The organism is Microbacterium helvum, from assembly GCF_014779795.1.
Classification (GTDB): Bacteria; Actinomycetota; Actinomycetes; order Actinomycetales; family Microbacteriaceae; genus Microbacterium; species Microbacterium helvum.
Genome location: NZ_JACXZS010000010.1, coordinates 111,298 through 126,230 on the forward strand (window position 1 = coordinate 111,298; position 14,933 = coordinate 126,230).

A 14,933-nucleotide genomic window follows, 5' to 3' on the forward strand; every position below is an offset into this window, starting at 1 on the left:
CGCCTCGCCGGTTCCGTTCCTGCGAGGCGGCGCGCGCGCTTCGTCTTACGGCTTGTCGGGCTTGCCGGGGTTCTCGGGCTTGCCGGGCTTGTCGGGGAACTCCGGCCGTGGCTTGCGCGGGTCGTAGTGCACCGCCGTCAACATCGTCACGCAGCCCTCGCACGAGGTGAGGATGGCCCGGTCGGCCATCGCCGACGTCGTCACGACGAGGCTCGAGTCGGTGCGGGACGCGTCTCGACGAACCGTGGCAGAGAACGTCACGTCCAGTGTCGCGCCCGACGGGATCGCACCTGCCCATCGCAACGTCGATCCGTCGAGCACCGGCGTACCGATCGATGAACGCAGCGATGCCGCGTCGAGGGTCGCGTCGTCGACGAGACCGGCGAGGTCGACGGCGAGCGTGACGCCCTCCGGGCCGGCGCTGTCGGTCGAGGCGCGCACCGTGTACGTCACGACGTCGTCGCGCACCACCTCGCTGCCCGCCGCGGGATCGGAGGTCACTGAGACCGTGAGGCCCGGGAGCTGCTCCTTCGCCTTGACGAGCGACAGGTCGTCGATCTGCACCCAGCGGTCGCCATTCAGGTGCGTGCCGACGTAGGCCTGCACGGCGGTGCGGTCGCCACTGTGGAAGGTGACCGAGTAGCGGGTGTACGCCCCCACCGCCTCGAAGGTCGTCTCACCGATCGTGGTGCCGCCGGCGCCCAGCTCGCGGACGCCGATCGAGCCCTCGGCGGGAGTGCCGCCGGTGACCACGAACCCGGTGAACGTGTACGTGGTGTTCGGCTCGACGGCGACGTCCTGATGCACATCGATCCATCCCGCGTTGAAGCGCATCCAGCCCTGCTTGGTGCCGCCATACGCCCACGTGTGGTTGATGTCGATGCCGCAGTTTCCGGTGCACGCCCACGGCGCGGGCATGGAGCCGTCGACGGCGCGCTCGAAGCCCGGATCCTCGATGAGGTTGGGGTTGACGACGGTTCCGTCGCGGTCGATCTCGGCGCGCAGCAGGTAGGTGTTGTAGGGCTCCCACTGCGAGAGCGAGAAGTACAGGTCACCGCCGTCGGACCATGGATGCATGTATCCGCCGTACAGCCCCGGGTAGTCGGCGAAGCTCGCCAGCCGCTGGCGGTCGCTCCACGGGCCCTCGGGCGACGGCGCGGTGCGCAGCACGAGGTCGAGGTTCTCGTCGAGGTACGTCATGAGCCACCCGCCGGTGTAGTCGCTGTACTGCACCGACAGCTCCGCGACGTTCGGCGGCACGATGGCGACCGCGGCCGTCTCGTCCGCGACCCAGGCCGCGCCGTCCCAGTAGGTGTACGCCGACTTGTCGAGCACCTGCGCCTCGGGCACGCGGGCGACGTGAGCGGCGCCGAAGCGCCCGTTGGGCGTGCCGAACATGTAGACCCAGCCGTCGTGACGCTCGAACGCGACCATCTGGAACGGGTCCTGCCCGTCGGCGGTGTTGGTCCACTGCGGTCCATCGGTCGAGTTCCACGTCTCGCCGTTGTCGTCGGAGTACGCGATGCGGCTGTAGTTCGTGTCCCACTTGCCGGGGTCGCCCCACTGACGCACCGACATGAACGCGAGGTACTGGCGTGAGCCCACCGCGATGCCGGCGGTCGGGATCGTGGTGATCTCCTGCCCGTTGATCTTCAGCGACGGGATGAGCTCGCCGGCGTGACCGGGTGCATCCTCGACGGCCGAATCGAACGTCATGCCGTCGGTGAGATCGGTGTCGCTGCTGCGCAGCAGCACATTCGATCGCCAGTCGCCGCCTCCGCCGCCCGGTCCGGTCCAGTCGCCGAACGTGTCGCCGAACGCCGTGAGGATCTCGCCCTGCCCGTTGTCCCACATGATGCCGAGGTCGGTGCCGGTGACGCGCCACTGCGTGTCGGTGGCGCTCGTCGACTTCGGTCCGGTCATCTTGCCGACGACGACCGCCGGAGAGTGATCGGGGGATGCCGCCGGCACGGCGTCCTCGCCGGTCGGCGCCGCCGCGGCTCCCATCGGGACGATCACCCCGATGGCGAGCGCGCCGACCGCCGCGAGGGCGGCAGTGGTCGTTCTGAATCGTCGCATCATTGCGCCTTTCCGTATCGTCCTCCCGCGCCTTTCGCGGAGGTCTGGATCACATCACTTGAGGCCGGCCATCTTGATGTTGCCGATGATCTGGCGCTGGAAGATCAGGAACAGGATCACGACCGGCGCCGCGGCGAGCACGGACCCGGCGATCAGCAGGCCGAGCTCCGTGCTCCGCTCGGAGCGGAACGTCGCCAGGTACTGCTGCACGACGAACTGGTCGGGGGTCGTGATGGTCATGATCGGCCACACGTACGAGTTCCAGTACGCCAGGAACGCCGTGATGCCCATCACGACGAACGGGGGCTTCGAGAGCGGCAGGAACAACTTCGTGAAGATGCGCAGGCGACCGCAGCCGTCGAGCATCGCGGCCTCTTCGAGGCTCGACGGGATGCTCAGGTAGAACTGCCGGATGAAGAAGATCATCCCCGCGCTCGCGGCGCCCGGGATCACCAGCACGGCGAGGGTATCGAGCATCTGGAGGTTCGTCACCACGATGAAGCTCGTGAGCAGGATGGTCATGCCGGGGATGAACATCGTCGTGATCACGATGACCCAGAGCGTCCTCTTGAAGCGGAAGTCCAGGCGCGCGAACGCGTACGCCGCGAGCGAGTTGACCGTGAGCGCGAGCAGCGTGAACAGCACCGCGCCGAGGAACGTCCACAGCATCGTGCGGGTGAACGTCGGATCAGCCAGGATCTGCGCGTAGTTCTCCCAGCGCCATACCTCGGGGAAGAACTGGAACGGGGTCTGGATCACCTCGGTCTTCGACTTGAAGCCGGCGATCACCATCCACGCGAGGGGGAAGAGCGCGGCCGCGACGAACACGATCCCGACGATCGTCTTGCCGATGGCGTACAGCCACCATGCGGTGTCGCGGTGCCGGCGGCGCGGGACGAGCGCCGTCGTGACGGGGGCATCCTGAACGGCGGTCACGTCAGTCCACCAGCCTCTCGGAGTTGACGAAGCGGAACACCAGCGCCGACACCGTGCCCAGCACGACGAACAGCAGCAGCGCGGCCGCGATCGAATAGCCGACGTTGATGTCGTTGCGGAAGTGGTTGAAGATGAACAGGTTCGGCAGCGTGGTCGCGTTGAGCGGACCGCCGCCGGTCATCACGAGGGGCAGCTCGAACTGCTGGATCGCGGCGACGAATCCCGTGATGAGCAGGTAGAGAAACACGTTCTTCATCTGCGGGATGGTGATGAAGCGGGTCTTCTCCCACCAGTTGGCGCCCTCCATGGCGGCCGCTTCGTAGTACTCGGCCGGGATGTCCACCATCGCCGCGACCATGATGAGCGAGGTGAGGCCCATGCCCAGCCAGATCGCGGGGATCGCGATCGCCAGGAGCGCCCACGCCGGGTCGCCGATCCACGCGATCGGGTCGATGCCGAAACCGCCGAGCATCGCGTTGAGGACTCCGCCGGAGTAGTTGTAGATGAGCACGAAGATGATCGACGTGATCACCGAGGAGATGATCGTGGGGATGTAGATGCTCACCTTGAGCACGCTCGCGAACCAGCGCGACACGCTCACCACCAGGCTCGAGAAGAAGAACGCGAGGATGAGCATCGGCGGCACGGTCATGGCGACGAACACGAAGCCGCGTCCGATCGCCTCCCAGAACAGCGGGTCGCTCAGCACGTTCGTGTAGTTGCGGAAGCCGACGAACTGCGGGTCCTTGTAGAAGCTCCAGTCCTGGAAGGACAGGTAGCCGGCGTACACCGCCGGCCAGATCACGAAGATCCCGAGCAGCACCACCGCGGGCAGGATCAACAGGTACGCGATCCTGCCGTCGCGGTACCGGAATCGGTCGTGCCTGCGCTTGTCGCGGCGGCCGCCGGGCAGCACCATCGTCTCGGTCTCGGTCATCATGGTCTGCGTCGCGGTCATTTCCTCACCTCACTGTGGGCCCGGGCACACGTCCGGGGGCCGATGCGATCGGCCCCCGGACCCCTTCCGTCCGTCAGGACTTGGGTGCCTTGCTGGGCAGGTCGTCGCGCTGGATCACCGTGTTGATGGCGTCCTCCGCGGTCTTGATGGCGTCGTCCGTCGAGGCGGCGCCCTTCATGACCGATTCCATCGCAGTGCCCACCGCGAGCGACACGTCCCACGGGTAGGTGGGCTCGGGGATGGCGGTCGGGGCGATGTCGTCGACGATGACGCTCGACCACGGCGCGTCCGCGGCCTTCGGGTCGGCGGCAACGGCCTCCTGCACCGAGGTGCGCACCGGCACCTTGGTGAACTGCGTGTTCACGAAGAAGGGCACGAGGTTCGCGGGGTCGCCCGCGATCGCCCACTCCAGGAACTCGCCGGCGGCCTCGGCGTTCTTCGACTTGGCGTCGACGACCCACTTGAAGTTGCCGAGCGTCGTGGCGGTGTCGCCTGCGGCGTCGTCCGCGTTCGGGAACGCGCCGATGCCGGTCTTGCTCAGCAGGTCGGCGTAGTCGGAGCCGATCTCGGACATCATCCACGAGCCCGAGACCTTGAAGGCCACCTTCTGCTCGCCGAAGTCCTTGCCCTCGACGTAGGCGGCGAGCGCCTGCTTGGGCATGTAGTCCTCGTCCCACAGCCGCTTGTAGCTCTCCATGAGCGACCGGTAGCCGTCGTTGTCGATGTCGGGAGCGCTCCAGTCGTCGGTCAGCGCGGTGTGGCCCGAGAAGTTGAACTGCTGGCCCACCGACGACCACGCGAACGTCACGGCGTCACCGGCCGGTGAGATGCAGTATTGCCCGTCCGAGAGCGTCGGCTGGATCTTGGCGCACATGTCGAGCAGTTCGCTCCATGTGGTGGGGCCGGTCTCAGGGTCGAGGCCCGCGGCCTGCAGCATGTCCTTGTTCCAGAACAGCACCGCCTGCGGCTCGAGCAGGAGGGGGTACGCGTAGTACTTGCCGTCGATCTCCGAGACGGGCTTCGCGGCGTCGATGATCTCGCCCAGCGCGTCGTCCGACACGATGCCGTTGAGCTCGTGCAGCTGACCGGCGTTGACGGCGTCCTGGATCTGGCCGGGGTGGGTGTAGATGTCGGGGGCCTTGCCGGCGGCCTGCGCCGACTTCATCTTCTGGTCCCACGCGTCGGCGGGCACCTCGGTGTCGACGACCTTGATCTCGTCCTGCGACGCGTTGAACTTCTTCACGATGTCGGCGTACCACTCGTTCTCGACGGGCGTGAACGTGCGGTGCCAGAACTGGACGGTGGTGACGCCGTCGGCGCTGGAGTCGTCGCCGCCGCCGGCGCTGCAACCCGCGAGCACGGTGCCCGCGGCCGCCGCTGCCGCGACGGCGAGCAAGAGCCTGCTGTTTCTCTTGTGCATTCGTCCCTCCTCAGGAACACGACTCTTCGGTGAGTCGGAGCTGTGGCCGGTCAGGGGAGCCCGGTCGACCTGATCGAGCGGCACCCGTCGTCCTGCACGGATCGCCTCTGACCTCGTCTCGGTCAGAGTAGACGAAATCGATTTCATGCGCAATGGCTCACAATGGCCGATTCGCTGCAATCGATGGCGTCAAGAGGAGTACAGAGCCCCTGAAACAGAGGCGATCGCACCGAAACCAGGCATCGAGGGCCGGGATGCGGCATCCATTCGCTCTGTATCGATTTCACAACGCGCCCCGCAGCGTCGGGATCAAGGCGTCTTCTCGAGGTCGGCGGAGAACCAGAACACGTTGTACGGCCCCCACAGCGACAGGGTGAAGTAGACCTTCCGACCCCCGTCGGCGACGTAGCGCGGGTTCAGGTACGGGGAGTACAGCCCAGGGTATTCCGACCCGGGGACGAGGAGCACGGGATCGTTCCACGGACCCCACGGCGTGACGCCCTCGCGGATGTACGCGCTGCCCGCATCCGAGTACGTCATGATCCAGCGGTCGAGGTAGTCCGACCACATCACCGACAGCTCGCCGATGGTCCCGTCGACGACGAGTTCGGCGTCGTCGAGGTCGTCCGACCAGTCCGGCACACAGCCGTCGACGCCTGCGAAGTACGTGTAGGCGCCCTGGTCCTCGACGGCCGCCTCGGTGGCGAGTACGCGCATGAGCGCGACTCCCCCGAACCGGCCGGACGGGATCGTCCAGAAGTAGACGTACTCGTCGCCGTCGTCCTCGACATGCACGGGAGCCACCTGGATGAAGTTCGAATCGCCCGGCCAGCGGGGCGAATCCAGTGCTTCCCACGTCTCGCCTCGGTCGGTCGACTTCGCCAGTCCCGCGTAGTTCGCATCCCACGCGCCGGGCTCGCCCCAGTACGAGACCGACATGTACGACACGTACAGCGTGTCGCCAATCGCGAACCCGTGCGTGGGGATCTTGGTCACCTCGCCCTGACCGTCGTTGGCATCGTGCTCCCCCTCGACGAGCGCCTCGGCCCACCCGAGGTCGTCGACCGGCGCCCAGCCGTCGAACGTGATGCCGTCCGACGGATCGTCGTCGGTCGTCCACGCCGAGACGTTCGAGCGCCAGATGCCGCCCTGCCCTCCGTACGAGTCGGGGTCGCGCTCACCGAACGTGTCGCCGAAGAAGAAGTACGTGCGGTCGCCGATGTTCGTCATCGAACCGAGGTCGGTGCCGGCGACGGCCGCCGCGGCGGTGTCGTTGATCGCATCCGGGCCGGTCAGCTGAGCGATCTGGGTGAGCCCCGTCACTCCCGACAGGACGAACGGCTTGTCAGGATCCGGGTCGACCGTCGGCGCCCCGCCCGCGGCACAGGCCACGAGGGCGACGGCGAGAGAAGTGGATGCCGCGACCGCGGCGATCCGCCGGGCTCGGGCTCCTGCTCGGGAACGCGGCAGAGACATGATCCTCCTCGATCGTCGCTGCCACCTTATGGCGAGAGGAGGGAATCACGAAATCGATTTCATGTCGCGGGAGGGCGATCGACCGCGCCGACGGCACCGCTCGGGCCGCGGCATCCCTCCGGCCGAGCGGTCGTCAGTCGCCGTCTTGCGGCGCGTCGGCCGGCGCCTCGATCGGGGTACGCGGACGCCACACGACGACCTCGGTGGCACGGCGCACGCGGGTGCCGTGCCGCAGCGTGACGACGGAACCCGTCGAGCCGGCGGCGAACACGCGGGCTCCCGGCCTCTTCTCCAGCTCGGCACGGACGCGGTCCTCGAGGTCGCGGACGCGGCCGTGCAGCTCGTGCACGCGGGCCTCGAGCTCGAGGATGCGCGTGATCGCCGGAAGACCGATGCCGTCCGATGACATGCGGGCGACCTCGCGCAGCTGTTCGACGTGCCGCAGCGAGTAGCGGCGCGATCCGCCCTGGGTGCGGGCCGGCACGACGAGACCCAGGCGGTCGTACTGCCGAAGGGTCTGGGGGTGCATGCCCGACAGCTCGGCGGCGACGGCGATCGCGAAGATCGGCGCGTCGGCGTCGATCTCTCGTTCTTCAGCCATCTGCCTCACCTCCTCCCGTTCGGGTCACGCGCGAGAACAGGAGATCTGGCGCAGACAGGACGCTTCACACGGAATCATCCTGTTCTCGCCAGATCTCCTGTTCTGAGCAAGCATGTCAGCCCCGGGCCTTCGCCATCATCTCGGCGCGCGGGTTCTCTTTCGGCTCCAGGCTCTGGAACCGCTCGAGCGCTTCGCGCGCCGCCTCGTCGAGGTGAGACGGCACGGCCACCTGCACCTCGGCGAGGAGGTCGCCGGTGCCCTTCGCCGTCTCGACACCGCGGCCCTTGACGCGCAGCACGCGCCCCGACGGGGTACCCGGCGCGACCCGCAGCTTGACGGGATCGCCGCCGAGCGTCGGCACCTCGATGGTGGCGCCGAGCGCGGCCTCGGTGAAGGTGACCGGCACCGTGACGCGCAGGTTCAGCCCGTCGCGCGTGAAGACGGGGTGCGGACGCACCGTGATCTGCACGACGATGTCGCCGGACTCGCCGCCGTCGGGCGAGGGACGCCCGCGGCCGCGCAGCCGGATCTTCTGCCCGTCGGCGACGCCGGCGGGGATCTTCACCTTGAACGGCTTGCCGTCCTCGCCCTGCAGCGTGATCGTCTCGCCCTTGGTCGCGGTGACGAAGTCGATCGTCGTGCGCGCCGTGACGTCGGCACCCCGGGTGGGGCCGCCGTAGCCGCGGAACCCGCCGGTCGACTGACCGAACCGTCCCGAGCCGAAGCTGCCGCCTTGCTGCTGGTTGAACATCGCGAAGATGTCGTCGAAGTCCTGTGCCTGCTGGCGGCCGCCGCGGCCCTGGTTGAACATCGAGAAGACGTCCTCGAAGCCGCCCTGACCGCCCTGGCCGCCAGCCGTGAAGCGCGCGCCCGAGCCCATGGCGCGGATCTGGTCGTACTCCTGACGCTGCTCGGCGTCCGAGAGCACCGAGTACGCCTCGCTGATCTCTTTGAACTTGGCCTCGGCGGCGGCATCGCCCTGATTGGAGTCCGGGTGATACTTGCGCGCGAGCTTGCGGTACGTCTTCTTGAGGTCCGCGTCGCTGACGTCCTTCGACACGCCCAGCACCGAGTAGAAGTCCTTGTCGAACCAGTCCTGACTGGCCATGGGTCCTCCTGGCTTACTCGGCGGGAACGGCGACGACGACCTTCGCCGGACGCAGCTCCACCGATCCCAGGCGGTAGCCGATCTCGACGACCTCGATGATCGTCTGCTCGGTCGCACCCGGGGTCGGCACCTGGAAGATCGCCTCGTGCTGCTGCGGGTCGAACGCCTCGCCGGCCGCGCCGTACGTGGTCAGCCCGATGCGCTCGGCCACGCCGCGCAGCTTCTCGGCGATGGCGGCGAACGCGGAGCCCGCCTCGAGGTCGCCGTGCTTCTCGGCGCGGTCGAGGTCGTCGAGGACCGGCAGCAGGCCCTTGGCGACCGCGCCCTGGGCGCGCTCGATCTCGACCTCGCGCTGCTCCTCGGTGCGGCGGCGGTAGTTGGCGTACTCGGCCTGCAGCCGCTTGAGGTCGGTCAGCAGCGCCGACTCGAGGTCGGCGAGCACGGCGTCCTCGGCTGCGGCGTCGGCGTTCTGCTCGGCGCCGAGGATGTCGTCGACGGTGAGCTCATCGGCTCCGGCCCCCTCCTGCGGGTCGGACCCGGAGGCGTTCGCCTCCGGGTCCTCGCCGCCGGGGACCTCGTTCTCGAAGTCCTTGGCCATGGTTACTTCGTCTCGTCCTCGTCGATGACCTCGGCGTCGACGACGTCCTCGTCGGGGTTCGACGAACCCTGACCGTCGGACGACCCCTCGGCACCGGCATCCGGAGCAGCCTGCGAAGCCTGGTTCGAGGCGTAGATGGCCTCGCCGAGCTTGCCCTGGCTCTGGCTGAGCTTGTCGAAGGCGGTCTTCACGGCCTCGTCGTCGTCGCCGGCGAGCGCCGTCTTGAGCGCGTCGACATCGCCCTGCACCTCGGACTTGACGTCCTCGGGCAGCTTGTCGTCGTTCTCTTTGATGAGCTTCTCGATCGAGTACGCGAGCGTCTCGGCCTGGTTGCGCACCTCGGCGGCCTCGCGGCGCTTCTTGTCGTCGGCGGCGTGCTCCTCGGCTTCGCGCACCATGCGCTCGATGTCGTCCTTCGCGAGCGACGAGCCGCCCGTGATGGTCATCGACTGCTCCTTGCCCGTGCCCTTGTCCTTGGCGGACACGTGCACGATGCCGTTCGCGTCGATGTCGAAGGTGACCTCGATCTGCGGGATGCCGCGCGGAGCCGGCGCGATGCCGGTCAGCTCGAAGGTGCCGAGCGGCTTGTTGTCGCGCGTGAACTCACGCTCGCCCTGGAAGACCTGGATCGCGACCGACGGCTGGTTGTCGTCGGCGGTCGTGAAGGTCTCGCTGCGCTTGGTCGGGATGGCGGTGTTGCGCTCGATGAGCTTCGTCATGATGCCGCCCTTGGTCTCGATGCCGAGGCTCAGGGGGGTCACGTCGATGAGGAGGACGTCCTTGCGCTCGCCCTTCAGCACACCGGCCTGCAGGGCGGCGCCGACGGCGACGACCTCGTCCGGGTTGACGCCCTTGTTGGCGTCCTTGCCGGTCTCGCGCTTGACGAGCTCGGCGACGGCGGGCATGCGGGTCGAGCCGCCGACGAGGACGACGTGGTCGATGTCGCCGACCTTGATGCCGGCCTCGCGGATGACGTCCTCGAAGGGCTTCTTGGTGCGGTCGAGCAGGTCCTTGGTGAGGTCCTCGAACTTCGCGCGCGTGATCGTCTCGGACAGCGACACGGGGCCCGAGTCGGTGAGCGACAGGTACGGGAGGTTCACGCTCGTCGAGGTCGACGACGACAGCTCCTTCTTCGCCTGCTCGGCGGCCTCCTTGAGGCGCTGCAGCGCGATCTTGTCGCCCGAGACGTCGACGCCCGTGGTGTCCTTGAACTGCTTGATCAGGTAGTCGACCAGGCGCTGGTCCCAGTCGTCGCCGCCGAGGCGGTTGTCGCCGGCGGTGGCGCGCACCTGGATGGTCGAGAAGTCGTCGTCCTTGCCCACTTCGAGCAGCGAGACGTCGAAGGTTCCGCCACCGAGGTCGAAGACGAGGATCAGCTCGTCCTCCTTGCCGCGGTCCAGGCCATAGGCCAGCGCAGCGGCGGTGGGCTCGTTGATGATGCGCAGGACGTTCAGGCCCGCGATCTCGCCGGCCTCTTTGGTGGCCTGACGCTCGGCGTCGTTGAAGTACGCGGGGACCGTGATGACGGCGTCGGTGACGGTGTCGCCGAGGTACTCCTCCGCGTCGCGCTTCAGCTTCTGCAGGATGCGGGCCGAGATCTCCTGCGGCGTCCACTTCTTGCCGTCGACGTCGAAGCTCCAGTCGGTGCCCATGTGGCGCTTGACCGACGAGACGGTGCGGTCGACGTTCGTGACGGCCTGGCGCTTGGCAGTCTCGCCGACGAGCACCTCGCCGTCCTTGGTGAACGCGACGACCGACGGGGTCGTGCGGAAGCCCTCGGCGTTGGCGATGACCTTGGGCTCGCCGCCCTCGAGGACGCTCACGACCGAGTTGGTCGTACCCAGGTCGATTCCCACAGCACGTGCCATGTTGTTCTCTCCTTCTGTTGGACGACGATGGATGCCGCCGCCCGGGGTTTGATCGGAAGTCTGCTCACGACCCGACCCCTGAGCTCGTCAAGGGTTGAGTCGCGATGACTCAACGATAAGCCCGGGGTGCGGCATCCGTCAAGTCAAACTTGATACGCGCCGGCTCAAGTTCGCCTGTGGCAGGCTGACGCGATGGCAGTCTTCGACCACCTGGGCATCACCGTCGATGACCTGGAGCACGGCATCGCGCGATACGACCCGATCATGCAGGCGCTCGGCTTCACCCGATCCGACGCCGATGCGAGCGTCTCCTGGTGGGCCGAGGGCGAGGTCGAGCTCATCCTCTTCCCCGCCCGCGAACCCGGCACCGGCCCGCATCGGCACGGGACGGTGGGCTGGCAGCACCTCGCGTTCGCGGTGGACTCGCGCGCCGACGTCGACCGGCTGCACGCGATCGCGGTGGCCGCCGGCTGGACCGTCGTGCGCGAGCCGAAGCTCTATCCCCGCTTCAACGACCTCTACTACGCGTCGTTCGTCGAGGACGTCGACGGCGTCCGCATCGAGTTCATGCACAATCCGCCGCGCGAGCAGGCGCCCGTCGCGGCCAGTATGGAGACATGACCCTCGACTGGGACTTCCACCCGCTGCGCGGCGAGCGTGTGACCCTGGATCTGCTGCGCCCCGACGACCTCGACGACCTGGCCGCGATGCAGGGCGACCCGGCGGTGTGCCGGTACCTGCTCTACGAGGCGAGGTCGCGCGAGAAGGTGGCCGAGATTCTGGAACGGGATGCCGCGGCCACACACCTGGCCGTCAAGGGCGACTATCTGCAGCCGGCGATCCGCTCAGCCGATGGCAGGTTCCTCGGCACGATGTACTTCGAGCTGCAGAGCGTCGAGGACCGCACCGCCGAGATCGGATGGATCCTCGCCCCGCACGCGCAGGGTCAGGGTTACGCGACCGAGGCCGCGCGTCTGCTGCTGACCCTGGCGTTCGACGAGCTGGGCCTGCATCGCGTGTACGCCGAGCTCGACCCCCGCAACACCGCGTCGGTGCGCACCTGCGAGAGGCTCGGGATGCGGCACGAGGGCCACTTCGTCGAGCACATGTGGCTCAAGGGCGAATGGACCGACACCGGGCACTACGCGCTGCTGGAACGGGAGTGGCAGGCCGCGATGCTGCCGCGCCAAGCGTGACGCGGACGGTTGTGAGGTGCGTTCCACACGGACGCGGTCAGAACGGAGCGTCGCCGGTGTGCTCGGCCGCGAGCAAACGCGCGAAGACGGACGAGGGCACGAACTGCACGGTCGACGGCGGCTTGTCGACATAGCGGCGGCCCGTGGGGCTGATCCACTCGAGCACACCGCCACCGCATTGACGGACGCGCCATGCGGACGCGTGTTTGAGGGTGTGATGCCGCGGGCAGAAATGAGCGAGATTCGCTTCACATGTGCGACCGCCCTTGGCATGGTCGCGGGTGTGGTCGACATCGCAGCGAGTCGGCGTGCGCGTGCAGCCCGGGAACCGGCACCGCTCGTCGCGTGCTCGGAGAAATCTACGAAGCTCAGCCGATGGGCGGTAGCGGTCGACTGCGAGCGGAAGCCCGCTATGCGGGTGATACATCACCCGGTCCCATCCGGTGGCGCCCGCCGCCAGTTCGCGGGCCATGGACGCGTCGACGGGACCGTAGCCGGCGAGCAGTGCGGGATCGTCACCCACCCCGGCCGCGGTGAGCACCGGCACGGTGATCTGCACCTCGGCTCGGATCGCGGCGAGCGCGTCGCCTTCGCCATGCGCGCCCGGCGCACCGGTGAGCACCAGGTCGGCGAAGATGTCGGCGCGCAGTTCATCGAGCGACCGTGACTCTCCGGCCGGCCCCGTCGACAGTTCGGGCTCGTCGCCGGGTCCGACGACGTCGGACGGGTCCGCCGCGGAGCGATCGAGTGTGGCATCGGCCTCGGCCGCATGCTCGACCTCGGCCATCTGGGTCAGCCGGTCGAGGATCGCGTGGGCGAGCACCGCGGGCAGATCGGCAAGCAGCCGCGCCATGCCGTCGTCGAGGTCGATCACCCGGATCCGCCGCTCGCCCGCGGCGCGGCGCCGCAGTTCTGCCGCCATCTCGGGGTCCAGGCGCGCGGCCACCACTCGGGCGATCGCCCGGAGCCGCGGCGGCGTCTCGAATCCGGCGGCCTCCAGCAGGATCCGCTCGTACTCACCCCGCACCACCGGATCCACGATGCCCACACCGCAATCCACGATCGCCGCCGCATGTGCCTGGTCGACCGTCCCCTCCGCGAGCGCGCGGTGGGTCTCGGCGAACCCGTCGACCAGGCTGCTCGCCGCCGACATGCGCGCCTGCACCGTGCGGTCGCTCAGGCGCATCGCCGCCCCCAGTTCGCTCGACACTTCACGCAGCGCCAGGTCGTGCACCGAGCTGCGCCCCTTCGCGCGGCGCTCGGTTTCGCGGTCGCTCACGATGCCGGCGGCATCAGCGAGCAGACGAGCCTCCATCGCCTGCAGTCGTGCGATCTGCACCCGCGTCGCCTGCACGTCGGAGACCACGCGTGCGAGTGCGCTCCACGACTCATCGCCGCTGCCGATCTGGTGCCCCACGGTGTCTCCTTGCCGAAACGCGCATCAGCGCGACGAAGGACCAAACGAAACGTGGGCACGAGTTCGATCTAGGTCCACTCTAGAACATAACTCTGAATCTGACAAGCATTTCCTCTCTCTGCCCTGGAGCCACCAGCCTCGTCCCGGGGTGGGAGGGACATGCGATGCGCTGCTCGCGTGCTAGGGGGCGGCATCCACGCCATCGAACTCGTCGACCAGCGACTCCCGCAGAAGCGCGCGGGCTTCGACCAGCCGCTTGCGCACGGTGGAGGGCGATGTCCCGATGAGCTGAGCGACTTCGTCGGACCGGAAGCCGTCCCAGTACGTGAGGCGGATGACTTCGCCGAGGTCGGGCGCCAGCGCGTCGATGGCTGCGCGCACCGCGACGGCTTCTTCGGGCTCGTCCGCGGTCGGCAGCGTCGACATATGATCGCGGAGTCGCCGTACAGCTGCCGACCTGCGCGCCGAGACGCGCCGGTCATTCCGCAGCACGTTGCGGCCGACCGTGAACAGCCACATCCGGGCCGCGGTCGGATCGCCCGGGATCTTCTGCCGCACCCGCCACGCGGTGAGCAGGGTCTCGCCATACCCGTCGGCGGCATCGGCGGTCGTCGCCGTCCGACGCCGCCAGTAGCGGAACACGTCGGCGCCGTGGTCGCGGACGCACTGCTCCAGGAGTGCACCGGAGTCGGTTCCGCTCATTGCAGACAGTCCGTGGTGTCGGCCGAGAGGGCGATCGGGCTCGGGTTCGCCTCATAGCCCCTCGCGGCGAGTTCCTCGAACAGCATCTCGGCGACGATGGCGCCGATCGCGCTCTGGCGGAGCCCCTCCTGAGTGAGCGGGTCGGAATTGTGTGCTGACCGCACCCCCTCGTACGCCAGCTCCTTCTCTTTCTCCGTCGTGTCGAGTGCCGCGACGTCGATGCCGCGAAGGATCTCCTTCGCGTCGAGCACGATCGGTGCATCGTCGGCGAGCCCCGGGTGGGCGATCCGCATGCCCTGGAAGCAGGTGGTCCCGTCGCCCTGGGCGAGGGAGAACGCATTGTCGGCGACCCATCCCCACGGCGTCATGAGGCCGTCGCCGGCGACCGCCATCGATCCGCCGCCGATCGTGACCATGACGACCGCCGTTCCGGCGATCCACCACGGCGTCCGACGGCGACGAGCGGCGGCTTCGCCGAGGATGCGGGCGTCGAACGACGCAAGATCGACCGGCACAGTGTCATCGGGCGCGCTGGAGCGCAGCAGCTGTTCGAGCCGTGAATCGGTCACATCGG

14 protein-coding genes are annotated in these 14,933 nt (G+C 68.3%); 2 read left to right on the forward strand and 12 right to left on the reverse strand.

The window, feature by feature from the left end:
- Positions 1 to 45: 45 nt before the first annotated feature.
- From IF188_RS15065 to dnaK, 9 genes are all read right to left on the reverse strand, one after another.
- Positions 46 to 2,079 (reverse strand): DUF4185 domain-containing protein, encoded by a 2,034-nt coding sequence (locus IF188_RS15065; RefSeq protein WP_224751925.1) that lies wholly within the window; start codon positions 2,077 to 2,079, stop codon positions 46 to 48.
- 54 nt (positions 2,080 to 2,133) lie between these two features.
- Complete coding sequence (locus IF188_RS15070; RefSeq protein ID WP_141896107.1) at positions 2,134 to 3,015, reverse strand: carbohydrate ABC transporter permease; 882 nt, start codon at positions 3,013 to 3,015, stop codon at positions 2,134 to 2,136.
- Position 3,016: 1 nt separating this feature from the next.
- Positions 3,017 to 3,973: a carbohydrate ABC transporter permease gene (locus tag IF188_RS15075; protein WP_224751926.1), complete on the reverse strand. Its 957-nt coding sequence runs from the start codon at positions 3,971 to 3,973 to the stop codon at positions 3,017 to 3,019.
- Positions 3,974 to 4,046: 73 nt separating this feature from the next.
- Positions 4,047 to 5,393: an ABC transporter substrate-binding protein gene (locus tag IF188_RS15080; protein ID WP_191172624.1), complete on the reverse strand. Its 1,347-nt coding sequence runs from the start codon at positions 5,391 to 5,393 to the stop codon at positions 4,047 to 4,049.
- A gap of 309 nt (positions 5,394 to 5,702) precedes the next feature.
- Complete coding sequence (locus IF188_RS15085; RefSeq protein ID WP_191172625.1) at positions 5,703 to 6,869, reverse strand: DUF4185 domain-containing protein; 1,167 nt, start codon at positions 6,867 to 6,869, stop codon at positions 5,703 to 5,705.
- Between the two features lie 133 nt (positions 6,870 to 7,002).
- Positions 7,003 to 7,470: a heat shock protein transcriptional repressor HspR gene (locus tag IF188_RS15090; protein ID WP_141896110.1), complete on the reverse strand. Its 468-nt coding sequence runs from the start codon at positions 7,468 to 7,470 to the stop codon at positions 7,003 to 7,005.
- Positions 7,471 to 7,585: 115 nt separating this feature from the next.
- Positions 7,586 to 8,578 carry a DnaJ C-terminal domain-containing protein gene (locus IF188_RS15095; protein WP_191172626.1) on the reverse strand — a complete coding sequence of 331 codons (993 nt, stop codon included), beginning with the start codon at positions 8,576 to 8,578 and terminating at the stop codon, positions 7,586 to 7,588.
- Positions 8,579 to 8,591: 13 nt separating this feature from the next.
- Complete coding sequence (locus tag IF188_RS15100; protein ID WP_191172627.1) at positions 8,592 to 9,176, reverse strand: nucleotide exchange factor GrpE; 585 nt, start codon at positions 9,174 to 9,176, stop codon at positions 8,592 to 8,594.
- A 2-nt stretch (positions 9,177 to 9,178) separates the two neighbouring features.
- A complete protein-coding gene (gene dnaK, locus IF188_RS15105) occupies positions 9,179 to 11,044 on the reverse strand; it encodes a molecular chaperone DnaK (protein ID WP_191172628.1) in 1,866 nt (621 codons plus the stop codon).
- A gap of 192 nt (positions 11,045 to 11,236) precedes the next feature.
- Here dnaK and IF188_RS15110 point away from each other — a divergent pair, with 192 nt between their 5' ends.
- Complete coding sequence (locus tag IF188_RS15110; protein ID WP_191172629.1) at positions 11,237 to 11,665, forward strand: VOC family protein; 429 nt, start codon at positions 11,237 to 11,239, stop codon at positions 11,663 to 11,665.
- Positions 11,662 to 12,240 carry a GNAT family N-acetyltransferase gene (locus IF188_RS15115; RefSeq protein ID WP_191172630.1) on the forward strand — a complete coding sequence of 193 codons (579 nt, stop codon included), beginning with the start codon at positions 11,662 to 11,664 and terminating at the stop codon, positions 12,238 to 12,240. The genes IF188_RS15110 and IF188_RS15115 overlap by 4 nt, the downstream gene beginning before the upstream one ends.
- Before the next feature lie 37 nt (positions 12,241 to 12,277).
- On the opposite strand, the gene IF188_RS15120 is transcribed toward IF188_RS15115, so the two are convergent.
- From IF188_RS15120 to IF188_RS15130, 3 genes are all read right to left on the reverse strand, one after another.
- Entirely contained in the window at positions 12,278 to 13,657 is a 1,380-nt protein-coding gene (locus tag IF188_RS15120; protein ID WP_318152894.1) for an HNH endonuclease signature motif containing protein, read from the reverse strand.
- Positions 13,658 to 13,837: 180 nt separating this feature from the next.
- A complete protein-coding gene (locus tag IF188_RS15125; protein WP_191172631.1) occupies positions 13,838 to 14,359 on the reverse strand; it encodes an RNA polymerase sigma factor in 522 nt (173 codons plus the stop codon).
- Complete coding sequence (locus tag IF188_RS15130) at positions 14,356 to 14,928, reverse strand: hypothetical protein (RefSeq protein WP_191172632.1); 573 nt, start codon at positions 14,926 to 14,928, stop codon at positions 14,356 to 14,358. The genes IF188_RS15125 and IF188_RS15130 overlap by 4 nt, the downstream gene beginning before the upstream one ends.
- Between the last annotated feature and the right edge of the window lie 5 nt (positions 14,929 to 14,933).